Annotated in this window: 19 protein-coding genes; 5 read left to right on the top strand and 14 right to left on the bottom strand. The window is 64.4% G+C overall.

The window, feature by feature from the left end; translation table 11 throughout:
- Window positions 1-92 precede the first annotated feature (92 nt).
- Window positions 93-2,066 (top strand): putative bifunctional diguanylate cyclase/phosphodiesterase, encoded by a 1,974-nt coding sequence (locus HHL25_RS09460; RefSeq protein ID WP_246701716.1) that lies wholly within the window; start codon window positions 93-95, stop codon window positions 2,064-2,066.
- A 40-nt stretch (window positions 2,067-2,106) separates the two neighbouring features.
- Here the strand turns inward: HHL25_RS09460 and HHL25_RS09455 are convergent, their stop codons facing one another.
- Window positions 2,107-4,449 carry an ATP-binding protein gene (locus HHL25_RS09455; protein WP_169589404.1) on the bottom strand — a complete coding sequence of 781 codons (2,343 nt, stop codon included), beginning with the start codon at window positions 4,447-4,449 and terminating at the stop codon, window positions 2,107-2,109.
- 244 nt (window positions 4,450-4,693) lie between these two features.
- Between HHL25_RS09455 and HHL25_RS09450 the strand changes: the two genes are divergently transcribed.
- Window positions 4,694-5,560 carry a DUF4344 domain-containing metallopeptidase gene (locus HHL25_RS09450; RefSeq protein WP_169589402.1) on the top strand — a complete coding sequence of 289 codons (867 nt, stop codon included), beginning with the start codon at window positions 4,694-4,696 and terminating at the stop codon, window positions 5,558-5,560.
- 59 nt (window positions 5,561-5,619) lie between these two features.
- Here the strand turns inward: HHL25_RS09450 and pepN are convergent, their stop codons facing one another.
- Together pepN and HHL25_RS23625 are read right to left on the bottom strand one after the other, a co-directional pair.
- On the bottom strand, window positions 5,620-8,271 hold the full coding sequence (pepN, locus tag HHL25_RS09445; protein ID WP_169589400.1) for an aminopeptidase N: 2,652 nt from the start codon (window positions 8,269-8,271) through the stop codon (window positions 5,620-5,622).
- A gap of 248 nt (window positions 8,272-8,519) precedes the next feature.
- Window positions 8,520-9,629: a methyl-accepting chemotaxis protein gene (locus HHL25_RS23625; RefSeq protein ID WP_169589398.1), complete on the bottom strand. Its 1,110-nt coding sequence runs from the start codon at window positions 9,627-9,629 to the stop codon at window positions 8,520-8,522.
- Between the two features lie 348 nt (window positions 9,630-9,977).
- On the opposite strand from HHL25_RS23625, the gene HHL25_RS09435 reads away from it, so the two are divergent.
- Window positions 9,978-10,916: a DMT family transporter gene (locus HHL25_RS09435; RefSeq protein WP_169589396.1), complete on the top strand. Its 939-nt coding sequence runs from the start codon at window positions 9,978-9,980 to the stop codon at window positions 10,914-10,916.
- Window positions 10,917-10,930: 14 nt separating this feature from the next.
- Here HHL25_RS09435 and HHL25_RS09430 read toward each other — a convergent pair whose 3' ends face one another.
- Complete coding sequence (locus HHL25_RS09430; RefSeq protein WP_169589394.1) at window positions 10,931-12,196, bottom strand: MFS transporter; 1,266 nt, start codon at window positions 12,194-12,196, stop codon at window positions 10,931-10,933.
- Window positions 12,197-12,552: 356 nt separating this feature from the next.
- Here HHL25_RS09430 and HHL25_RS09425 point away from each other — a divergent pair, with 356 nt between their 5' ends.
- Window positions 12,553-13,455, top strand: a complete 903-nt coding sequence (locus HHL25_RS09425) for a hypothetical protein (RefSeq protein ID WP_169589392.1) — start codon at window positions 12,553-12,555, stop codon at window positions 13,453-13,455.
- A gap of 49 nt (window positions 13,456-13,504) precedes the next feature.
- Here HHL25_RS09425 and HHL25_RS09420 read toward each other — a convergent pair whose 3' ends face one another.
- From HHL25_RS09420 to HHL25_RS09385, 8 genes are all read right to left on the bottom strand, one after another.
- Window positions 13,505-13,663: a hypothetical protein gene (locus tag HHL25_RS09420; RefSeq protein ID WP_169589390.1), complete on the bottom strand. Its 159-nt coding sequence runs from the start codon at window positions 13,661-13,663 to the stop codon at window positions 13,505-13,507.
- A 124-nt stretch (window positions 13,664-13,787) separates the two neighbouring features.
- On the bottom strand, window positions 13,788-13,979 hold the full coding sequence (locus HHL25_RS09415) for a hypothetical protein (protein ID WP_169589388.1): 192 nt from the start codon (window positions 13,977-13,979) through the stop codon (window positions 13,788-13,790).
- 153 nt (window positions 13,980-14,132) lie between these two features.
- On the bottom strand, window positions 14,133-15,005 hold the full coding sequence (locus HHL25_RS09410) for a uracil-DNA glycosylase (RefSeq protein WP_169589386.1): 873 nt from the start codon (window positions 15,003-15,005) through the stop codon (window positions 14,133-14,135).
- Window positions 15,006-15,354: 349 nt separating this feature from the next.
- Complete coding sequence (locus HHL25_RS09405) at window positions 15,355-16,647, bottom strand: Hsp70 family protein (protein ID WP_169589384.1); 1,293 nt, start codon at window positions 16,645-16,647, stop codon at window positions 15,355-15,357.
- A 248-nt stretch (window positions 16,648-16,895) separates the two neighbouring features.
- A complete protein-coding gene (locus HHL25_RS09400) occupies window positions 16,896-17,102 on the bottom strand; it encodes a hypothetical protein (RefSeq protein ID WP_169589382.1) in 207 nt (68 codons plus the stop codon).
- Between the two features lie 98 nt (window positions 17,103-17,200).
- Window positions 17,201-17,437, bottom strand: a complete 237-nt coding sequence (locus tag HHL25_RS09395) for a hypothetical protein (RefSeq protein WP_169589380.1) — start codon at window positions 17,435-17,437, stop codon at window positions 17,201-17,203.
- A 143-nt stretch (window positions 17,438-17,580) separates the two neighbouring features.
- On the bottom strand, window positions 17,581-17,805 hold the full coding sequence (locus HHL25_RS09390) for a hypothetical protein (protein WP_169589378.1): 225 nt from the start codon (window positions 17,803-17,805) through the stop codon (window positions 17,581-17,583).
- A 181-nt stretch (window positions 17,806-17,986) separates the two neighbouring features.
- A complete protein-coding gene (locus HHL25_RS09385; RefSeq protein WP_169589377.1) occupies window positions 17,987-18,871 on the bottom strand; it encodes a LysR family transcriptional regulator in 885 nt (294 codons plus the stop codon).
- A gap of 103 nt (window positions 18,872-18,974) precedes the next feature.
- Between HHL25_RS09385 and blaOXA the strand changes: the two genes are divergently transcribed.
- On the top strand, window positions 18,975-19,796 hold the full coding sequence (blaOXA, locus tag HHL25_RS09380) for a class D beta-lactamase (protein ID WP_169589375.1): 822 nt from the start codon (window positions 18,975-18,977) through the stop codon (window positions 19,794-19,796).
- 121 nt (window positions 19,797-19,917) lie between these two features.
- Here the strand turns inward: blaOXA and HHL25_RS09375 are convergent, their stop codons facing one another.
- Together HHL25_RS09375 and HHL25_RS09370 are read right to left on the bottom strand one after the other, a co-directional pair.
- Entirely contained in the window at window positions 19,918-20,706 is a 789-nt protein-coding gene (locus HHL25_RS09375; RefSeq protein WP_169589373.1) for an SDR family oxidoreductase, read from the bottom strand.
- A 111-nt stretch (window positions 20,707-20,817) separates the two neighbouring features.
- Complete coding sequence (locus HHL25_RS09370) at window positions 20,818-21,732, bottom strand: LysR substrate-binding domain-containing protein (protein ID WP_169589372.1); 915 nt, start codon at window positions 21,730-21,732, stop codon at window positions 20,818-20,820.
- Window positions 21,733-21,794 lie beyond the last annotated feature (62 nt).

Here is a 21,794-nt window from a genome sequence, read left to right as displayed (position 1 = left end):
TTTCGGTATTTTAACTTACTCTGAAGTAGAAATATGAGGTGAGGCCGCAGGGGCGCGGCCCGCCACATCGTTCGACGTCGGATATCGGAACCTTGAAACATTCGATCAGGTGGATCCTCGAGGCACTGAAGGTGCCCAACGAGAATCCGGAGCTCACACTTTCGCAGTTCGAGGCTTTCTCGAAGCAGGTTCCGCTGCTCTATTTCATCCTGACGACCAACATGCTGTCGCTGGCCTGGACGCATCGTGACATTGCGCCCGCCTATCTGGTCATCTACCTGCCGGCCGTGCTTTCCATCATCTTCGTGGCGCGAGGTATCGGCTGGTTCGTTTCCCGCAACCGCAAGGTCGATGCCGCGCAGGCCTATCACCGCCTCAAGGCCACCAACCGGCTGGCAGCGCCGATCGCCATCTTCTGTACCGGCTGGTCCGTGGCTCTATTGCCCTATGGAGATGGCTTCCAGCAGGCCCATGTGGCGTTCTTCATGGCGATCACAGTCATCGGCTGCATTTTCTGCCTGATGCATCTGCGTTCGGCGGCAATGGTCGTGACGGTTCTCGTCAATGCTCCATTCTTCCTTGCCATGGTGTTGAGCGGTGAGGAGACCTTCGTCGCGACCGGGATCAACGTGATCCTCGTCAGCATGGCGATGATCGCTGTCCTTCTCACCCATTATCGCGACTTCCATCAGCTCGCCGAACAGCGTCTGGTGCTGCAGGCGCAGAACAAGACCATGAAGGCGCTCTCGGACGAAAATCTGAGGCTCGCAAACCTCGATAGCCTGACACTCATCGCCAATCGCCGCAGCTTCTTCCATACGCTCGACCAGGCCTTTGCCCGGGCGCAGTCCGAAGGCGGTATGCTGGCGATCGGGGTGATCGATCTGGATGGCTTCAAGCCGATCAACGACATGTACGGGCATTCGGCCGGCGACAAGGTTCTTGTCGAGGTGGCCGAGCGCCTCAGCCGGTTTGCCGACGGGGCCGTCTCCGTGTTTCGCCTCGGCGGCGACGAGTTCGCACTGATCGTCACAGGCAACCATGACGAAGCCTCGGTGGTGGCGCTCGGAAACCGCGTCTGCGATGCCATCGCTCAGCGCATCAATCTCGGCGGCGGCGTAGTCCAGGTGACCGCCTCGCTCGGTTTCGCGACCTTCCCGCAGGTGGGCGCGAACGGGCAGGAGCTGTACGAACGCGCCGACTACGCCCTCTACACCGCCAAGAAGCATCATCGTGCCGGTGTCGTGGTGTTCAATGCCGAGCAGGCAGACGAACTGTCGCGCCAGAAGGTGGTCGAGGAGACGTTGCAGGTCGCCGACCTCGAAACGGAACTCTCGCTGGTCTTCCAGCCGATCATCGATGTCGCCTCGCGACGCCCTGCCGGTTTCGAGGCGCTTGCCCGCTGGAACTGTCCGACCATCGGTCCGGTGTCGCCGGCCGAGTTCATTCCGATCGCCGAGTACAACGGCCGGATCGGTCTGATCACCCGCCTGCTTCTGGAGCGCGCGCTGAAGACCGCCGCCACATGGCCGGACGATGTCTTCCTGTCCTTCAATCTGTCTCCCCATGACCTCGCGACGGCCGAAGGCGTCAATCGGCTGGTCGGCATCATCAGGGCGAGCGGCGTCGATCCGCGCCGTATCACCTTCGAGATCACCGAGACGGCCGTGATGAGCGATTTCGAGCAGGCCAACGCCTCGATCCGGATCCTCAGGCAACTCGGCTGCGGTATTGCGCTCGACGACTTCGGCACCGGCTATGCGAGCCTCAGCTACGTTCACCGACTGCCGCTTTCCAAGATCAAGGTCGACGGCAGTTTCGTGCGCGAGATCCATCGCAAGGAAACCAGCGTCAAGATCGTCAAGTCCGTCCTCGCGCTCTGCGCCGAGATGCGGCTGGAGGCGATCGTCGAGGGCGTCGAGACCGAGAACGAGATGGCGATCCTCGAAACGCTGGGTGTCGGCTCGGTTCAGGGCTACCATTTCGCCCGGCCGATGGCCGAAGCCGAAACGCACGCCTTCCTGAAAGGAACGGGTGCGTCGTTGGAGAACCGCCGGGTCTCCTGAGCGGACGAGCGACCGGCGACCTGCCGGGGCAGGCCTGACGTCAGGCCCGCTTGCGCGCCGTCTCGATAATCATAACCTCCGGGATCATCACCGAGACCACCGTGCCACAGCCTTCGCGTGAGCGGATCTTGAGGCTACCGCCGTGCATGTTGACCAGCGAGCGGGAGATGGCGAGGCCGAGGCCGGAACCGCCGGTGCTCTTCGCGTACTGGCTCTGGACCTGCTCGAAGGGCTGGCCGATCTTCGAGAGAGCGGCCTTCGGGATGCCGATGCCCGTATCGGCGATGGTGATGGCGACCTTGTCGCCGACCTTGCGGGTGCGGAGCGCGATCTTGCCGCCCGGTTCGGTGAACTTGACCGCGTTCGACAGGATGTTGAGCAGGATCTGCTTCATCGAGCGGCGGTCGGCGGTCATCACCAGTCCCGGCGAGACGCGCTGTTCGACATGGACGTTCTTTTCCTCCGCCGGAATGGCGGTGAGGCGAAGGCTCTCCTCGATCAGGGCGTCGAGGTCGATCCGCTCGCAACGGATCTTCATCTGGCCCGCTTCGATCTTCGACATGTCGAGGATGTCGTTGATGACGTTCAGAAGGTGCTTGCCGCTGTCGTGGATGTCGCGGGCATATTCCTCGTATTTCGGTGAACCGATCGGGCCGAACATGCCGGCGAGGAGAATTTCCGAGAAGCCGAGAATGGCGTTGAGCGGCGTCCTGAGCTCGTGGCTCATATTGGCGAGGAATTCGGACTTCGCCCTGTTGGCGGCTTCCGCACGCTCCTTTTCCGCCTGGTAGTTGGCATTGGCGACAGAGAGTTCGGCCGTCTGCTTTTCGAGCTTCTTCTGCGACAGCGAGAGGTCGCCGATGTTGCACATCAGCCGGCGCTCCTGTTCGCGCAGGCGATCCTGGTGGCGCTTGAGAAGCGTGATGTCGGTGCCGACCGAGACGAGACCGCCGTCGCGGGTGCGGCGCTCGTTGATCTGCAGCCAGCGTTCGTCGGCGAGCTGAACTTCGGTGGTGCGCGATGCGCTGCCCTGGTCCGGGTCGGCGACGCGCCGCTGGATGATCGGCTTCTGCGCGGCGGCCTGCACCACCCAGCGTTCGGTGCCCGGCACCAGGATGCTGTCCGGCAGGCCGTAGACCTTCTGGAAATGCGCATTGCACATGACGAGCCGGTCGTTCTTGTCCCACAGGACGAAGGCTTCCGAGGTGCATTCGATGGCGTCGGCGAGACGCTGGTCGGCTTCCGCATAGCGCTGGGCAAGCCGGTGCTGCTCGGTGACGTCCATGGCGATGCCGATGACATGCAGCGAACCCGTCGTCGAGCGGATCACCTGGGCGCGGGCGCGCATCCAGACGTAGTGTCCCTGGGCGTGGCGCATGCGGAAGATCTGGTCGATCTGGCGCGAGCCGCCCCGTCCGACGGCGCGGGCGAGTGCAAAGAGATTGCCGTCGTCCGGGTGCATCAGGCGTGCCGCATCGGCAAAGGCGAGCACTTCGGTCGATGGCGGCAGGCCGAGCATCTCGTACATCGAGCGCGACCAGAATAGCTTGCGGCTGGCAAGGTCGAAGTCCCACAGGCCGCAGCGACCGCGCGACAGCGCGGCCTCTACGCGCATGTTGGATTCGAGCGAGACGTCGTCCGCCTCGCGGGCCCGCTTCACCTGCTGGAAATAGGCGTAGAGGATGACGAGAAGGATCAGCGAAATGCCGGAGAACAGCGTGACGTTGAGGGCGATCTCGGCGCGCCAGAAGTCCATCATGCCCTGGAGCGAATGGGCGCTCAGGATCATGGCGCCGTCGCTGCCGACCGGGGTCATTACCGCGAAATGGCGCACGCCGGCGATGTCGGTCTCGATGCCGCCGCCCTGATCGGCGAAGCGGCGGATGGCGGCGACCTGGGGCAGAAGATTGGCAAGCGGCAGGCCGACATAGCCGGCGCCGGACGGAGACGAGGCGAAGACACGTCCGTCGGTATCGGTGAGCAGCACGAAGGCGCCGTTCTTCAGGTGATCGCTGGACAGATAGCGGGTGAGGATCGCCTCGGCGGCAGCGCGGTCGCCCGTGGCGAAGAGGTCAACCTTCTCGCCGATGGCAGCCTCCGCCGTGGTCGCCATCAGGGCCGTCATCTGGCGGATCCCTTCCTCGAAGCGCCCATGTTCGCCGAGCATGCCGATGCCGCGTGCCAGCGCCACGACGCCGAGGAAGGCGATGATCAGGATCGGGATCGAACGGCGCAGGATCGTCTCGAGGCGCCGCGACGGCTCGTTTTCGGAGCCGTTGACTCCGCCGAAGCCGTCGCGCAGTTTCGTGAAAAAGGCCGCAATGCCAGAAATATTGAGTCGCAGCCGCTCATCGGCTGCGGTTGCCCGCCGCGCGTTCGACATCGTCCCTGCCTCGATCCCTCGTGTGATCCGAAGCGCCGCTCGCCCGAATCTGACTCAATGAATCACCGGTGATTCGCCTTGTCCAGATGGGGGTGGTGAACAAAATCTTAACCCATTCTTCCGAATCGGCTTTTTTTGTACGAACTTCGCCAAAGGCTTGAATCTGATTGAAAAGATGGCCGCCTCTCGCTTATCGAAGACGGGATTTCCATAGCGGGTGACGTGGTCCAGGGGGAATGTACTAATGTCTGTAATGCCCATGCGCGGGACGCCGGTTCGGGCGGGAGCCGCCGCGTTGATGATGATGCTTGGCCTGATGGTGGCCGGGCCGTCGAAAGCTGCCGAGCCGGCGCCGCCGAGCCTCTATGACGAGCTGTCGGAGGAGCAGGTCGAGGAAGCCGATCAGTTCGCCCTTCACAACGCGATTGCTACCGTGTTCCACGAGGCCGGCCACATGCTGGTCTCCGAGTTTTCCCTGCCGGTGCTCGGCAAGGAAGAGGACGCCGTCGACGGCCTCGCAGTCCTCCTTCTGCTCGAGGCGGAGGACGAGAACTTCAATACCGCCGTCGAGGACTTCGCCAATGTCTGGTTCCTCTCGGCGGGCCAGGCGGCAGAGGACGACGAACTCGCTTTCTGGGACAGCCACGGCCTCGACGAGCAGCGCGCCTACAGCACGGTCTGCCTGATGCTCGGAAAGAACGAAAAGCGCTTCAAGGACTTCGCCGATTCGCTCGAGTTTCCCGACTATCGCGCCGAGGAGTGCCCGTCCGAATACGAAAGCCTGCTGACCAGTTGGAGCAAGCTGCTCGAACCCTACGAGGCCGGCAAGAACGACAAGACGAATTTCGTCATAAAGTACGAGGAAACGAAGAATCCGCAGCTCGCCTATTTCCGCAAGAAGATCATGGACCTGGAGGTGTTGGAACTGGTGGAGGCCGCCTTTTCCGGCACCTACAAGCTGAAGGACGGGATCAAGCTGACGGCAACCGAATGCGGTGTCGCCAACGCCTTCTGGAGCCCGGACGACCGCGAGATGACGCTCTGCTACGAGGATGTGCTGAACAGCGCCGAACTCGACGCCCAGTGGTACATCGACAATCCCGACGAATAAGGCCCCGACGAGTAAGGCCTGGGCTGGCGCGGGGTTGGCCCGCGCCAGATAGGAACCTCTCAGCCCTTCAGGATGCGCTCGACGATGTCGGCGACGTCGGAGGAGAGCTGCGGGGCGGCTCGCTCGATCGTCATCAGCGCCTCGCGTGCCTGTTCGGCACGGACGGGCTCAAGCAGACGCCAGGAGCGCAGCGCGGTCAGAAGGCGGGCGGCGAGTTGCGGATTGCGCTTGTCGATCGCGAGAATTTCTTCGGCGAAGAAATGATAGGCCTTGCCGTCCGGACGGTTGAAGCCCGTCGCGTTGGCGAAGGCGAAGGTGCCGATCAGCGAGCGGACCCGGTTCGGGTTCGAGGCGGCGAAATGCGGGTTCTGCATGAGCCGCATGACGCGCTCGAGCGAGCCTTCGCCCGGGATCGTCGCCTGGATCGCGAACCATTTGTCGAGCACCAGCGCATTCGAGGCGAAGCGGCTCTCGAAGGCGGCGAGCGCCGCATGGGTTTCCGGAGCCTCGGGGAAGCGATGGGCAAGCACCGTCAGCGCCTGGGCGAGGTCGGTCATGTTGTCGGCCTTGGCAAAGGCTTGCGCCGCACCCGCAGGGCTCTTGTCGCTGAGCGCGAGGAAGCCGAGGGCGGCGTTGCGCAGGGCCCGGCGACCGGCGCTTGCTGCGTCCGGGGTGAACGATCCGCCTGAGGCAAGGCTGTCATAGAGCGAGCGGAACGTGTCCGCGCCCGCGGTGGCGATGGCGGACAGGATAGCCTGCCGGCCCTTGTAGATGGCGTCCGGATCGTTGTTCGAGCCGAGTTCGCGGGCAATATCGGATTCGCTCGGCAGCGCCAGCGCCTGGGCGCGGAAGGCGGCCTCGAGCGTCTCGTCCGCAGCGATCGCGAGCAGCGCGTCGCTAAGCCCGGCGTCGCATTCGATTGCCTTGCCGGCGGCTGCGGCCTTGGCTGCCGCCATCAGGTTCGGCAGGGCGAGATCGGTGATGGCCTGCCAGCGGGCGAACAGGTCGCTGTCATGGCGGGCGATGTGGGCGAGGTCTTCCTTGCTCTGGGCGAAATGCAGAGTGACCGGAGCAGAGAAGCTGCGATTGAGCGAGACGACCGGACGCGCGCCGATTCCGGTGAAGACAAAGGTCTGACTGCGCTCCGTGAGGTGCAGCACGTCGCCGGTCACCTCTCCGCCGCTGACGGCTGCGGGCGAGGCTTCCGAACCGTTCTCGCCGATCAGCGCGAACTTGAGCGGAATGTGCATCGGTTCCTTGGCGGTCTGGCCGGGCGTTGCCGGGACCATCTGCTCGAGCGACAGGCTGAGTGTCTTGGCGCCCGCGTCATAGGTCGACGAAACAGTGATCTGCGGCGTGCCGGCCTGATGGTACCAGAGCGAGAACTGCGTGAGGTCTCGGCCGTTGGCATCCTCGAAGCTCTTGACGAAGTCCTCGACGGTCGCGGCTTCCCCGTCATGGCGCTCGAAATAGAGGTCCATGCCCTTCTTGAATCCGTCGCGGCCGAGAATGGTCGCGATCATCCGGGTGACTTCGGAGCCCTTCTCGTAGACGGTCGTCGTGTAGAAGTTGTTGATCTCACGGAACTTCGTCGGGCGCACCGGATGGGCGAGCGGGCCGGCATCCTCGGGGAACTGTTCCGAACGCAGATGGCGGACCTCGGCGATGCGCTTGACGGCGCGCGAACGCTGGTCGGCGGAAAACTCGTGGTCGCGATAGACGGTTAGGCCTTCCTTCAGGCACAGCTGGAACCAGTCGCGGCAGGTAATGCGGTTGCCGGTCCAGTTGTGGAAATACTCATGCGCAATGATCGCCTCGATATTGGCATAGTCCTGGTCGGTCGCGGTCTCCGGATCGGCAAGCACGTACTTGTCGTTGAAGATGTTGAGACCCTTGTTCTCCATCGCGCCCATGTTGAAGTCGGACACGGCGACGATCATGAAGATGTCGAGATCGTATTCGCGGCCGAAGACTTCCTCGTCCCACTTCATCGAACGCTTCAGCGCATCCATGGCATAGGCCGCGCGGGCTTCCTTGCCGTGCTCGACATAGATCTTCAGCGCGACTTCGCGCTCCGACATGGTGACGAAGGTATCTTCGACCACGCCGAGATCGCCGGCGACGAGGGCAAAGAGGTAGGACGGCTTCGGATGCGGGTCGAACCAGGCAGCGAAGTGCTTGCCGGGGCCGTAACCTGCGCCGCCGAGGAAGTTGCCGTTCGACAGCAGCAGCGGGTTGGCGTCCTTGTCGGCGATGATGTTGACCGTATAGACGGCCAGCACGTCAGGCCGGTCGGGGAAGAAGGTGATGCGGCGGAAGCCCTCGGCCTCGCACTGCGTGCAGTAGATGCCGTTCGACCGGTAGAGGCCCATCAGCTGGGTGTTGGCCTCGGGATTGATCAGCGTCGTGACCGTGATCTCGAACGGGACCGATTCCGGCAGGTCGCGGATCGTCAGGCTGTCTGCCGTCTCGGTATAACGCTCCGGTGCCATTTCGATCTGGTCGAACAGCAGGCCGGTCATGTTGAGTTCGTCGCCGTCGAGCACCAGCGGCGCGTTCAAATCGGCGCCTTCGCGGCGATGGAAGATCAGGCGTGCCTCGACCTTGGTTTCTGTCGGGTCAAGTTCGAATGTAAGGTCTACGCGTTCCAGGACAAAGTCGGTAGGTCGGTAGTCTGCCAGATGAATGGTCCGGCCCGTATCTGTTCGCATGATATGTCCTGATCGCCAATTAGGTGAGGCAGCAATCCGCGGGGGACGGTCCTGTCGCCCCGGCATCACGGCCTAATCATTCAAGATGATTGCATCAATTTCTGAACGATTGTTAAAACACGAACAAATTTGGGCAGATCATCCGCAGTTTTCTCACGCAGCGCGACTTGAACCGCGGGCATGGTAAAAGGAACCGAAGTCGTCTCGAATAGAACGCTTCCGATCCGGCAATATTATTCAAGCGAATGCTACTTGAGCCCGAGCGTGGCGCGGATCGCCTCGTCGCTCTCGGTCTGCTGGACGATGACACCGTACCAGCCCAGACCGTCATAGTCCTCGTAGCCCAGGGTCCGGGCAAAGGCGACGATCGACCCGCTGTTGTCATAGTAGCTGCCGCGCATGACTTTTTCTGGATTGGCGAGCGCGAAGTGGGTGTAGCGTCGCGCCGGGTTGCTGGACGCAATCACCTTCAGGGCGCCGTCGAGCAGCAGGACTTCGGTCCGGTCGGCCACCTGCGGCGGCAGGTTGGCCTCCTTCTCCACGATGGCCTGCCCCTGGGCCTGCCAGTCGAAATAGACGCCGAGAGTGCCGATCAGGCGCCCGTCGGACCGGCCGCCCTCGCGAATGCCGGTCGCGTATACGAGGGTGTCCCGGTTCTCGTGAGCGACGCTGGGCTTCACCTCGTCGACGATGTAGTCGTCGCCGCTGCCGCACTGGCGCGCTGCGACGAACCACGGTTCGGCGGCAAGCTTGCGGTCCTTCAGGCCGCGCTGGTAGCGCGGATTGGCCGAGGCCACGACCCGACCGTCGACATCCGTCATCACGAGGTCGAGATAGACCGTGTAGAAGCGGTTGATGACGCCGAGCCGTTCGGCGGCATAGGCGAAGCGCTCCGGCGACGGATCGCCGAGCGCCTGCCAGAGCGCCGGGTCGGTCGCCCACCAGCGGACGTCTGCGGTGCGCTCGAAGAGATTGCGGACGATGAACTGCACCAGCGTCTGGGCAAGGTCTGTGAGGCGCGCGCCCTCCATCTCGCTGACCAGGGCATCGGCCATGGACCGACCGAGGTCCACGCGGCCGAGCACGTTTTCCTGGAAACGGTCGGTGATGTCGGCCGCTTCCTGCGCCAGCCGCTGCACCTCGTTGGCGACCACCGCAAAACCCTTGCCCGCTTCGCCGGCACGGGCCGCCTCGATGAGCGCGTTGATCGCCAGCAGCCGGATCTGCCGCACCACATGGGTATTGTCGGCGCTGAAGCGTGCGAGATCGATGCCAATGCCCTCGGTGACGAGACGCATGGACCGCGGGGTCGCGACCTTCGGCGGGGCGGTGTTCTGTTTCGACAACGGGTCGCTCATTGGAAATCACCATCAAAACGGATGAATGCCGCATCGTTCGCGATATCCCGGCGGGCGATGCGGCTGAAAGAGGCGCAATCAATGGAAATATGATCTTCGCGATTGGTTAACCATGGATGAAGCGAACTCACCGGAACCCATGATTCTCAGGGACTCTCGTGCCTTTCTCAGGGCAGTTTGCCTAAACTTGAGTCACTTGCCGGCGATCGACTGCGCCCTTGTCTCCTCCTGCGCGAAGTGCCAGTCTTCGGACACGGGATTCTGTCGTTCGCGTCTGCAGGCGACTGCCCGTTCCATGGCGGACTGCTCCGTCGATCCCGTCTCATCTCGCCAGTCACGAGCCCCCCGATGGCAGATCCCGCCTCCAATCCGCTCCGCGGCATTGTCATGAAGATCATGTCCGTTGCTGTCTTCGTCGGCATGCAGAGCTCGATCAAGCTCGCCGGTGCCGGCATGCCGTCCGGGCAGATCACTTTCTACCGCTCGGCCTTCGCCATCGTGCCGATCCTGATCTATCTCGCCGTGCGCGGCGACCTTCGCGCCGCCTTCCAGACGAACAACCCACTCGGCCATGTGAAGCGTGGCCTGATCGGTGTGGCGTCGATGGTGGTCGGCTTCTACGGACTGGTGCTGTTGCCGCTGCCGGACGCGATCGCCATCGGCTATGCGATGCCGCTCCTGGCCGTTGTCTTCGCGGCTGTCTTCCTGCGGGAAACCGTGCGCGCCTATCGCTGGACGGCTGTCTTCGTCGGCCTGATCGGCGTGCTGATCATCTCCTGGCCGAAGCTGACCCTGTTCGAGGAACAGGGGCTCGGTTCGGCTGCGGCGACCGGCGCGGTCGCCATCCTCTGTTCGGCGGCGCTCGGGGCTGCCGCCATGCTGCAGGTGCGCCAGCTGGTGCGCGAGGAGAAGACCGCGACCATCGTCCTCTATTTTTCTCTGACCGCCTCGGTGCTGTCGGCGACCACCTGGTTCTTCGGTTGGCAGGTGTTGAGCTGGCCCTCTCTCGGCCTCATGGCGCTGGCCGGTTTCTTCGGCGGCCTCGGCCAGATCCTCCTGACCGAGAGCTACCGCCATGCCGATGTCTCGACCGTTGCGCCCTTCGAATACACCTCGATCATCCTGGGCTCGGTGATCGCCTATATCCTGTTCGGCGAGGTGCCGCCGCTGACGACGATGGTCGGGGCGGCGATCGTCGTCGGGGCCGGCATCTTCATCATCTATCGCGAACACCAGCTCGGCCTCGAGCGTCGGGCGGCACGCAAGGCCTCGACCCCGCAGGGGTGACGGGCGGCTGGCGGTTAGTCGCGCCGGTCGGCGGGGGCGGCAGGTTCTGACGCTGCGTCGCTCAACGGCGAGCCCGCCGCATCTGTCCCCTGCATCGGCAGCGGCATCGAATGGAATCCGGTCTTTTCGGCCGGTCCCTCGCTCGGAGGACGGCGCAGCATGCGCCAGCCCGCATAGCCGGCATAAAGGGCAAAGGCCGTCGCGATGAACCAGATGAGGCCATTCGGCCCGAAGGCCTGCATCAGCGTGCCGGCCATCAGCGGTCCGGTGACGGTGCCGAGGCCGTAAAGGATCATGATGGCGCTGGATATGGTGACGAACTCGTCCGGTTCGGCCATGTCGTTGGCATGGGCGACATTCAGCGCATAAACCGGATAGAGCACGGTGCCGACGAAGAAGCCGGCGATATAGAGCGCGACCGGGCTGCCGCCGAAGACCAACATCGCCAGGCATGACACCACCCCGAACACGCCGGAGCCGACCATGACGAGACGGCGGTCGATGAAATCGGAAAGCCGGCCGATCGGCATCTGCGCGATGGCGCCGCCGGCGAGGAAGGCCGCCAGCAGCGTGGCACCCTGGGCCGTCGTCATGCCGACATTCTGCGAATAGACGCCGCCGAGGCTGCCCCAGGTGCCGGAAAGCGCGCCGGACAGCAGCGAACCGAAGAAGGCGACGGGAGAGCGTCGGTAGAGGCGGGAGAGATCGAACTTCGCCGCCGCGATGGGAGCCGGGGACTGCGCCGTCGAAAGCGTGGTCGGAAGCAGCGCGAAGCAGAAGATCAGGGCGCAGAGGATGAAGAGCCCGGCCTGGTTGGGATCGCCGAGCGGCACGAGATACTGGCCGCCGATCGAGCCGGAAAGGCTGGTGATCATGTAGACGGAGAAGAGCGCCCCGCGGTTCTCGTTGGTCACGCGTTCGTTGAGCCAGCTCTCGATCACCAGATAGGCGCCGGCGATGGCAAAGCCGGCAATGCCGCGGAACAGCATCCAGGCGCGCCAGTCGACCACCAGCGCGCAGAGCAGGATCGAGACGGTGAGCAGCGTCAAAAGCGCGGCGAACACCCGGACATGTCCCACGCGGCGCACGAAGAGCGGGGTGATGATGCAGGAAATCGTGAAACCGAAGGTATAGGCGGTGGCGATGATCGAGATGGTGAAGGTCGACCAGCCCTCGGCAATCGAGCGGATCGGCACCATGAAGTTCATCAGTCCGAAGCCCATCATCATCAGAAGGGTGGACAGCATGAGAGTGGCGATCGAAGCGAGGCTGGCCAGCATCGGAGAACCTTCCGGGATGTGAATTGAAGCATGCCCTTAATCAATTCGGGGTAAGCTGTCGATTGCGACATGCAGTGCCGCAAACTTTGATCGGCGTGACAACCGATCCCTTTTCTTTTGTTGCGTCAAAGTGATAAAGAAGGAAACGAAGGGAAGGATGGACGTTCGGTCGCCCGGCCGGTTGATGTCGGCACAGCGATGGAAGATCCAAACAGGCGATGAAGATTGCATGAAGAGCGAATACGACAGACATCAGGGCTGCCGAGCATCGCGGATCACGCATCGCCTTGCCGTGGCACCACGGTTTCCGGTCTCTGTTCGGCGGCAAGCGGCGTTGCCCGCAGGGAGGGCGGACCATGGCCCTCACTGCTGAAGAGCTGCGCGGGAGCTGCGCCTTTCGCGAGGCGTTGAGGGACTATTCGGTCGAGCTTCAGGGTGAATATGACAGCAATCCGCGCCTGGCGCGCCTGCTTGCGTCCCACCAGCGCTGGCTGCTCAGCCAGTCTGCCTTCGCGCTGCACCTCGAATATGATCCGGCTGTTCCTGGAAGCGGTTTGACGACCACGCGCCTGCGCGAAGTCATCACCTCCGTCAATGCCGCGAGCCGCAACACGGTCTTGAACTTCCTCGACCAGTTGCTCACCTATCGCTTCATCCGCGTCGCGGGGGATCCGAGCCGCCGTCCGCGCCGTTTCGAGGCGACGGAAATCAGCTACAATGCGATGATGCGCTGGACGGTTGCCAACCTCGCCGTGCTGGACCGCCTCGACGGCGGGACACGTGCACCGACCCTGATGGCCCATCCGGAGCTCTTCCGCCTGATACAGCCCCACGTCGCGCGGCGCTCGTTCGAACACGAAGGCTGGCGCGAGCCGCCACCGCGGGTCGCGATGTTCCTCTGGACGGAGGCGGGAGGACTCGTGATGGACGAACTCGTGCGTCGCATCAAGGCGACGGATCCGTCCGTCGACCGATACGACATCGGCCGCGTCGACGCCCGTGCTATGGCCGAACATTTCATGATGTCGCGCACGCATCTGCAGCGGCTGCTGCGCCGTGCGGTGGAAGAGAAGAGCCTGCAGTGGCAGGATCCGGTGAAGAAGACCCACCTGTGGTTCATGGCCGATCTGCTCGACGAATATTGCGGCTGGCAGGCGATCAAGTTCGCCGTCGTCGACGAGGCCTATGAGAAGGCTTGCGCGCGGCTGTTGCCGCAGCCTGAAACGCAATTGCGGCCCGCAGCCGGAATGGAAGGCTGAAGACCGCAGGGGCAGGGCTTGAGGGCACGTGGCCGCGGCGCCCAATCCATCAAAGCGGAATGTGACGGACGAGCGCGTTTTCGGCCCGCGACGGCTGCTTGTATTTTCCGGAAAGCGCACGGCTGTAAGCCTCGGACGCATCCACGGCCGTGCCGATCTGGCTGACGGCGGCCTTGAGGCTGCGGAGCGGGTGGAACATGGCGGTCATGGCTCACTCCTTTGCATTTTTTGCAGGGTTATCTTCACGGTGGTAACAGTTCCATGGGTCGGGAAATTGTGCAATGCACAAGCGTGCGGGGCTGGCATGCGCCACCCGCATGAGCCCCCGGGTCTCAGGCCTCGCGGAAATCGCAGAAGAGAGAGGTGGGGCGGGTGATCGGGCCCAGCCGGCCGAGCACGCGGGCGCTCAGCTGTTCATTGGTGGCAGAGCCGAAGCGATGATAGGGCTGGCCGCTGCGCTGGCGCTCTGCGGCGAGACGCAGGGTCTCGAACTTGCAGTGTATCGGGCGGGCACGAACGGTCATGACGTCTATCTTCCTGTCTCTCGGATCCTCCCTTGGATGAGTCCATATATCGCAGCGCAACATAAATCATACAAGAGGCGGAACGCGAGGCAGGTCTGCGCAAAATGCATGGCTGCGTCATGATTCCGTAATATCTGCCGAAATTTTGCCCAATTAGGCGTCGGCGAGCCGCGCGGCAAAGGCCTGAAGGTCACGCCAGGCGAGCGCCTTGCTGGCCGGTGCCGTCAGGAGTTCCTGGGGATGGAGCGTCGCGATCGCCGGTACGCGATGCCCGCCGCCGCCGATCTCGCGCCACTGGCCGCGCAGCGCGTGGATCGTGCCGGTCTCGCCGAAGAAGAAGCGCGCGGTGAAGTTTCCGAATAGAAGAACCACCTTCGGCTCGGCAAGCTCGATCTGACGCTCGATGAAAGGGCGGCAGATCGCCGCTTCGGGCGCCGACGGCGGCCGGTCGCCCGGCGGGCGCCAGGGAATGACGGTGGTGATCAGGATCGCCTCGCGCTTCAGGCCGATCGCGGCGAGCATCCGGTCGAGCAGCAGGCCGGCGCGGCCCGAAAAAGCGAGCCCCTCGCGATCGTCGTCGGCGCTCGGCATCGGGCCGATCACCATGATGCGGCTCGCCGTGTCGCCGGCGGCGAAGATCGTCGAGCGCGCCGAGGTCTTGAGGTTGCAGCCGCCGAAGGCTTCGACGGCCGTCTTGAGTTCGGCGAGCGAGCGCGCGCTTTCGGCGGCAAAGCGCGCCTCGGTGATCGCGTGTTCGTCGGGAATGGCCGGCAGTGCCGAGGCCGAAACCGGCTTGGGCGGCGGCGCCGTCGTCGGCCGCGTGCGGCTGGCGGAGGGCTGCCCGCCCTCCGGCTGGGCGAGTGCCGCAGCCGCCGGCGCCCGCACATTGCGCGCCGCGCGCTCCTCGGCAAAGGCCGCGACCCGGTCGATCGGATCGTCCTCCGTCAGCCATTCCACCCCCGCTTCGGCATGGAAATGCAGAAGCGCGGCCAGTTCGGCAGGCGTCATGTCGCGGGCGGAGATCATGGCCCTGTTCTAGTGCAGTGCCCGGCAGAAGCAAACAGTTTCATTTGCGAGAGGGGGCGTTGCGAGGCCCTCCTTCGTCTGCCCAAGGGGAGAAGGTGGTTCGAAGGGCCAGAGGAGGGGGCGAAGCCATGCCTTGGTGCGCGCGGCTTCCCCCTCACCCCGCCTCCGCTTCGCTCGGCGGACCTCTCCCCGCTGGGGCGAGGGGCCGGAAGCGTCGAGGCCTTTCCACCTCCCCCTTGAGGGGGGAGGTCGCGCGGAACGCGCGGGTGGGGGTGACCCGTTGCCGATGAGGAGGATCACCCCACCCCGGACCTTCGGTCCGACCCTCCCCCTCAAGGGGAGGGTGCCCTCACGCCACCCATTGCGCGATGTCGTCGCGCTCGCCGATCAGGGCCAGGCCGTGGGCGATTGACACCAGCTCGCCGCCGGTCTCGATGCGGCTCGCGTCGAAGCGTTCGGTGAAGATCCTGCGCACGGCCGGCACGAAGGAGGTGCCGCCGGTGAGGAACACCTTATCGATCGTGCCGGCTTCGGTGTTGGTGCGCTGGAGCACGTCGTCGAGCGCGTCCTCGATGCGGGCGAGGTCGTCGGCGATCCAGCCCTCGAATTCGCTGCGCTTTACCGTCTTTTCGCCGGCACGCCCGAGCGGCGAGAAGCGGAATTCGGCCTCGTCGGCGGAGGACAGCGCCATCTTGGTCGCCGAGACCGCCTGATAGAGCGGATAGCCCTCGTCGTGTTCGACGAGATCGATGAAGAGCTCCAGCTTGTCCGGCTCGAGGCTCTGGCGCACCAGCGATTTGAGGTCCGCATATTCGCGACTTGTCTTGAACACCGACAGCTGGTTCCAGCGCGAGAAGCTGGTGTAATAATTGCTCGGTACGTCGAGCACCTTGTCGAAACTCTTGAACCGGCTGCCCTTGCCGATTTCGGGCGCCACCAGGTGCTCGATGATGCGGGCGTCGAACTGGTCGCCGGCAAGGCCGACGCCGGAATGCCCGACCGGCACGGCCGAGAGCTTGCCGCCCGTCGTCTCGAAGCGGATCAGCGAATAGTCGGTCGTGCCGCCGCCGAAGTCGGCGACGAGAACGGTCGCGTCCTGCTTGAGATGCTGGGCGAAGTAGAAGGCGGCCGCCACCGGCTCGTAGACATAGTGGATCTCCGGAAAGCCGAAGCGGGTGAGCGCCTCGTTGTAGCGGCGGATCGCAAGCTCCGGATCCGGGCTCGATCCGGCGAAATGCACCGGCCGTCCCGCGACGATGCGCGGCGCGTCGGCCGGCCAGCCTTCGCCGGCATAGGCCTCCAGACGCTTCAGGAACACCTCCATCAGGTCCTCGAACTGGAAGCGCCGGGCATGGATCAGCGTGCCCTGGAAAAGCGGCGAGGCGGCAAAGGTCTTGATCGACTGCAGGAAGCGGCAATCGCCGGGATTGTCGATGAAGGCGCGGATCGCCGCCTGTCCGGCCTCGACCTTGAGCGCCCCCGCGCCGAGCTGCGCGTCCTTCATGAAGGAGAGCGCGGTGCGCATGCTGTCGGTGGTGCCGGCGGTGGAGGTGAAGGCGACCGAATGGGTCTCGGCGCCCGTGTCGGACAGTGCAAGCACGGTGTTGGTCGTGCCGAAATCAAGCCCCAGCGCATGCGCCATTGCCGCTCTCCCGCGAAGATCTGTCGTTTGCTGAAACCGGGCAGGGCCCGAACGCGAAAGAGGCGCGGTGACCGCGCCCCGAATGAAGAGCGCGCCTAATGGCATGAAGGGGCGGGGGAAGGCAAGGTTAAACCTCAGGCGGACTTCGCTGTTGCGCTGTCCGTGGGCAGGTGTTGACTACGACGTCAAGTCGGCTGGCCTTGGGGAGCGTGGTCCGGCCGCGGACGAAGCGACTGCCGCGGTCAACATCACCTCAGGAAACGCTGGGCGGTCCAGACGAGGCCGAGGCCGACGATCGTGGTGAGCGCGCCATAGGCGATCCACGGGCTCTGGTTGATCATGAAGCTCGAGGCCGGATAGGGAAAGAAGCCGGACCCCTGTCCTGCCCAGACGAGTCCGATAAGGGCCAGCACCAGGCCGACCGACGTGAGCAGCAGACGCGCCCTTGCAAGCATTGCCTTCCTCCCGTTCCTCCCGACGGATCATAGGGCGCGTGCCCCAATCCGTGAAGCGAATTCTTGTCCGGGGCGGTCGGGCGCCGCCTGCGAAAACCTCAGACGTCGCCGTAATAGCGCTGGACGAGATTTTCGTTGGCGGGCGCTTCCGCGCCGCCCGGGGAGGCGATGGCGCCGAGCAGGCTGCCGATGATCAGGCCCTGCGAAACCGTCGTAAGCCGCGGCACGGCGGCGGATACCTGAAGCGCCGCGCGCCCGCGCAGGCTTCGCTCCACGCGATGTCTCTCGTGCTCGTTCCGGATATCATGTCCGGAGGCATCGACCATATCGGGCATCGTTCATTTCCCGCATTCTCATTGTCAGCGAGAATAGCGGGAGGATCTTGCGTTTTGGTCGATATTTCCCGGAGAATTTTAGCGAATGCTAACAGGCGTCCGCGCCCATGCGGACGACTGCATTCCCCTCAAGGAAAGGATGATCAGGCGGCTGGCTTGTCGTGGTCGCGCAGCAGCCGGCGGGCGCCGACGAGTGTGACGAGCCCGAAGATCACGACCAGCGATCCGTTGATCGTCCAGACGCTGTCTTTTGGCATGAAGCCGGTGAAGGGAAGGTGGATAGTCCCGGTGCCGTGGGCAACCCAGACAAGGCCGACGACAAGGGTCAGAACCCCGACGGCGGTAAAGAGGTGGCGAATCTGCTCCAAAGTTTCTCCTCCCATGGAACAATTTGTCGCACCCACTATAGTCGAGTCTGAGCCGGACGCCAGCGAAATCCTGTTCTGCTTGCATAATGACTAAAATGGCGAAAACTCCTCGCGCCCAAAGCTTTGCGAGGTCTTTCCCGAGCGGGAGCAAGGCAGGGGTGCGGCGAATCGACGGCGCGGTCTAGTCGCCGGCCCGTGTCTGCTCCGCCATCTCGCTGATCCACTCGAAAAACAGCTTCATCGCCGGCGTCGGCGTGCGGGACTTGAGCCGGGTCAGCCAGTAGCTTCCCTTCGAGACATAGATGGGGAAGGGCTGTTCCAGAGCGCCCGAGGCGAGGTGGCGGGAAAACATCAGCGGCGGTGCGAGCGCGACCCCGGCGCCCTGCAGCGCCGTCTCCACCATCAGCACGGAGGAATCGAAGACCGGACCGGTGATCGGCGGGGCGGCGATGGCGGCCGCCTCGAACCAGCCCGGCCATTCGTCGGTGCGATAGGAGCGCAGCAGCGTCTCGCGCCCGACATCCTCCGGGCTCTTCAGCCGCCTCGCAATCGCCGGCACGCAGAGCGCCGACAGCGGTGCCCCGAACAACGCTTCCGCTTCGGTGTCGTGCCACGCGCCGTTGCCGAAGCGGATGGCGAAGTCGAGACCCTCGGCGGCAATGTCGACGCGGTTGTTGTTGGTGGAGAGCCGCACGTCGATGAAAGGGTGGCGGGCGTGGAAATCGGCAAGACGCGGGAGAAGCCAACCCACGGCAAAGGTGCCGACGGCGCCGAGCGTCAGCACCTCGCGCATGTGCCCGCCCTCGAAGCGTTCGAGCATGTCGGCCATGCGATCGAAGCTGTCCCTGAGCGTCGGCAGCAGCGCCAGACCCTCCTCGGTGATCATGAGGCCTCGCGGCAGGCGGCGGAAAAGCGTGACGCCCAGGCGCTGTTCGAGCAGCTTTACCTGGTGGCTGACGGCCGCCTGGGTGACGCAGAGCTCGATCGCCGCCCGGGTGAAGGACAGATGGCGCGCGGCGGCCTCGAAGGCGCGCAGCGCGTTCAGCGGAAGATGCGGCCGGACCATGACATGCCCAAATTTAAGTTATGCCTCGCGCCAGTTATCATCGTTTGTCGCGCATCCGCAATGGCGCCTAAAACAGGCCGATCGAAACCAAGGGAGCAATGTCATGATCCTTGAAAGACGCGACCTGCTGGCCGTCGCCATCAGCATTTTTGCCGCATTCTCTGCCGCAGGCCCCGCATTTGCGGTCGATCCGATCCGCTGCACCGTCGTTCTCGACGCGCAGAGCGGAGAGGCGATCCACCGCGAGGGAACCTGCGACCGGCGCGTCTATCCCATGTCGACCTTCAAGCTGCCTTTGGCCATGATGGGCTATGATGCCGGCATTCTGAAGGACGAGACGACACCGCGCTGGGACTATCAGGCGAAGTTCGGCGGCCCGGAGCGGGTGAAGAAGGCCTTCGATCCGACCGGCTGGGAGAAGGAATCGATCGTCTGGTATTCGCAGGAAATCACCCGCCGCCTCGGCGCCGAACGCTTCGGCGACTACGTCCGCCGCTTCGCCTATGGCAACAACGACATTTCCGGCGGCCCCGGCGGTTCGGACGGCCTGACCGAATCCTGGCTGATGTCGTCGCTTGCCATCTCGCCGGACGAGCAGGTGGAGTTCCTGCGCCGCTTCCTCGACGGAAAGCTGCCGGTCTCGGACCGTGCAAAGGCAATGACCCAGGCCATCACCCCGCGCTTCGAGGCCGCGGGCGGCTGGGTGATCCATGGCAAGACGGGTAGCGGCTGGATGCGGGACGCGAAGGGCGCACGCGACGACAATCGCCCGATCGGCTGGTTCGTCGGCTGGGCCGAGCGGCAAGAACGCAAGGTGGTCTTCGCGCGGCTGCACGTGGCCAACCGCCCCTATCAGGAGCCGATCAGCTTCGAGACACGGGACGGGCTGATTGCCGACTTGCCGGGGATCCTGGCGGATCTATAGACGGAGCGGACGGGCGTGGCATTCAGCGTCGCCAGTCCGGCATTGGCCAAGATGGCGAAAACCCCGCACGCATGGCGCGTCGCGGGGTTTTGCTTCAGAAGATCGTCGGCTGCCGATCGGATCAGATCGATTTCGCCGCGCCGCCGTCGACGCGCACCATCGTGCCGGTGATATAGCCGGCCTGCGCCGAGCAGAGGAAGGCGGCCGCGGCGGCGAACTCCTCGACCTTGCCCAGCCGGCCGGCCGGGATCGACTTTAGTGCCCCCTCGCGGATTTCCTCGATCGGCTTGCCGGAGCGCTGGGCGCGGTCGGCCTGCAGTTCGTCGATCCGGTCGGTGTGGATGCTGCCGGGCAGGAGCATGTTGGCGGTCACGCCATAGGAGGCGACCTCGGTCGCAAGCGTCTTGCTCCAGCCGACCAGCGAGCCGCGCAGCGTGTTGGACAGTGCGAGATTGGGGATCGGCTCGAAAACGCCGGATGAGGCAACCGTCACGATGCGGCCAAAGCCTTGCGTCTGCATCAGCGGCAGCAGCGCATTGGTGAGCGTGATGACGCGCACCACCATCGACTGGAAGAAATTATAGAGCTTCTCCGCCGTCATTTCCTCGACGGTACCGGGCGTCGGGCCGCCGGTGTTGTTCACCAGGATGTCGATGCCGCCGAGCTTGTGGTGGACGGCGGCGAGCATCGTGTCGACAAAGCCGGCGTCGGCAAGATCGGCCTCGACCCAGTCCGCCTTGCCGCGACCGGCGGCGTTGATCGCTTCCGCATTGGCCTTGAGCTTGGCGGCGCTGCGGCCGCAGAGCAGCACATGCGCCCCCTCGTCGGCGAGTGCCTTGGCGATGCCGAGGCCGAGGCCGCGCGACGAGGCGAGCACCAGTGCCCGCTTTCCCTTGATGCCGAGATCCATGATGAAAATCCTTCCCTGAAACGAATGCCGTTGCGGCCAGTCTACAGGCCACGATGCGGTGAAGGAAAGGCGGGGTGACCGCCTATCCACGGTGACGCCGGATCAGCCTGTCTAGCGGACCGCCTCGGCCCTGAGCCAGGCCTTGAAGGCATTGGCTTCCGGCGAGATGCGGGGCCTGCCCTCGGGTGTTGCGAAAAAATGTGACTCGCGGATCGGCAGCGCGGTTTCGAGTGCGCGCACCAGCAGCCCGCGGCCGAGATAGGGCTCGGCGAACTGCTGCTCGACGATGGCGGGTCCCATGCCGGCGGCAGAAAGCTCCAGGGCCGCCATCGTGGTATCGACGTTGATGCCTGCCGTCATGCGCGGCAGGGCGGTGCCGAAGGATGCGGCGAGACGTTGCCAGAGATCCTCATAGCCGGTGACGTGGATCAGCGAACCGTTTGCTGCGATATGCGCCAGCCGTTCGGCATCCACCCCGGAGGGTGCGTTTTCGGGGCGGCAGACGACGATCGCGGCGGCCGGCATCAGCGGTTCCACCTTGTGGCCGGGCCAATGGCCGTCGCCATAGCGGATGTCGACATCGACCGGTTCGTCATAGGTGGTCTGCGCCCAGACGACCGAGGCGATGCGGATCGAGATGTCGGGCCTCATTTCGGCAAATCGCCCGAGGCGCGGCGCAAGCCACAGCACGACGAAGGAGGCCGGCGCGCGGATTGTCAGCGTCTTCGTGCCCACCGGGCCGAACAGCCCGTCGGTCGCAGCAGCGAGATCCTCGAAGGAGCGCCGGACCGGGGGCAGATATGCGGCGCCGGTCTCGGTCAGCTTCAGGCTGCGGGCCAGCCGCTCGAACAGCTGGACGCCGAGCTGACGCTCGAGGCTCCTGACCTGGTGGCTGACGGCGGCCTGGGTGAGGTTGAGTTCCAACGCCGCCCTGGTGAAGCTCAAATGCCTGGCCGTCGCCTCGAAGGCCCGGAGCCAAGCGAGCGGCGGCAGTCGGTAGGCGGGCGCGGCAAGGGTGTCGGTCATCGGGATCGCTTGGTTCGTGCCCGATGCTAGCCGCATCGACGAACGAGGGAAAGCCGCAATCC

It is taken from the genome of Rhizobium terricola, from assembly GCF_012927355.1.
Lineage (GTDB): Bacteria > Pseudomonadota > Alphaproteobacteria > Rhizobiales > Rhizobiaceae > Allorhizobium > Allorhizobium terricola.
Note: the sequence above shows the minus strand (reverse complement) of the source record. Positions and strands in the feature narration are given on the sequence as shown.

Excerpts from the sequence above, each read along its gene's own strand:
- HHL25_RS09455 (WP_169589404.1), bottom strand. The coding sequence starts at position 4,449 with ATGTCGAACGCGCGGCGGGCAACCGCAGCCGATGAGCGGCTGCGACTC.
- HHL25_RS09450 (WP_169589402.1), top strand. The coding sequence starts at position 4,694 with ATGTCTGTAATGCCCATGCGCGGGACGCCGGTTCGGGCGGGAGCCGCC.
- pepN (WP_169589400.1), bottom strand. The coding sequence starts at position 8,271 with ATGCGAACAGATACGGGCCGGACCATTCATCTGGCAGACTACCGACCT.
- HHL25_RS23625 (WP_169589398.1), bottom strand. The coding sequence starts at position 9,629 with ATGAGCGACCCGTTGTCGAAACAGAACACCGCCCCGCCGAAGGTCGCG.
- HHL25_RS09435 (WP_169589396.1), top strand. The coding sequence starts at position 9,978 with ATGGCAGATCCCGCCTCCAATCCGCTCCGCGGCATTGTCATGAAGATC.
- HHL25_RS09430 (WP_169589394.1), bottom strand. The coding sequence starts at position 12,196 with ATGCTGGCCAGCCTCGCTTCGATCGCCACTCTCATGCTGTCCACCCTT.
- HHL25_RS09425 (WP_169589392.1), top strand. The coding sequence starts at position 12,553 with ATGGCCCTCACTGCTGAAGAGCTGCGCGGGAGCTGCGCCTTTCGCGAG.
- HHL25_RS09420 (WP_169589390.1), bottom strand. The coding sequence starts at position 13,663 with ATGACCGCCATGTTCCACCCGCTCCGCAGCCTCAAGGCCGCCGTCAGC.
- HHL25_RS09415 (WP_169589388.1), bottom strand. The coding sequence starts at position 13,979 with ATGACCGTTCGTGCCCGCCCGATACACTGCAAGTTCGAGACCCTGCGT.
- HHL25_RS09410 (WP_169589386.1), bottom strand. The coding sequence starts at position 15,005 with ATGATCTCCGCCCGCGACATGACGCCTGCCGAACTGGCCGCGCTTCTG.
- HHL25_RS09405 (WP_169589384.1), bottom strand. The coding sequence starts at position 16,647 with ATGGCGCATGCGCTGGGGCTTGATTTCGGCACGACCAACACCGTGCTT.
- HHL25_RS09400 (WP_169589382.1), bottom strand. The coding sequence starts at position 17,102 with ATGCTTGCAAGGGCGCGTCTGCTGCTCACGTCGGTCGGCCTGGTGCTG.
- HHL25_RS09395 (WP_169589380.1), bottom strand. The coding sequence starts at position 17,437 with ATGCCCGATATGGTCGATGCCTCCGGACATGATATCCGGAACGAGCAC.
- HHL25_RS09385 (WP_169589377.1), bottom strand. The coding sequence starts at position 18,871 with ATGGTCCGGCCGCATCTTCCGCTGAACGCGCTGCGCGCCTTCGAGGCC.
- blaOXA (WP_169589375.1), top strand. The coding sequence starts at position 18,975 with ATGATCCTTGAAAGACGCGACCTGCTGGCCGTCGCCATCAGCATTTTT.
- HHL25_RS09375 (WP_169589373.1), bottom strand. The coding sequence starts at position 20,706 with ATGGATCTCGGCATCAAGGGAAAGCGGGCACTGGTGCTCGCCTCGTCG.
- HHL25_RS09370 (WP_169589372.1), bottom strand. The coding sequence starts at position 21,732 with ATGACCGACACCCTTGCCGCGCCCGCCTACCGACTGCCGCCGCTCGCT.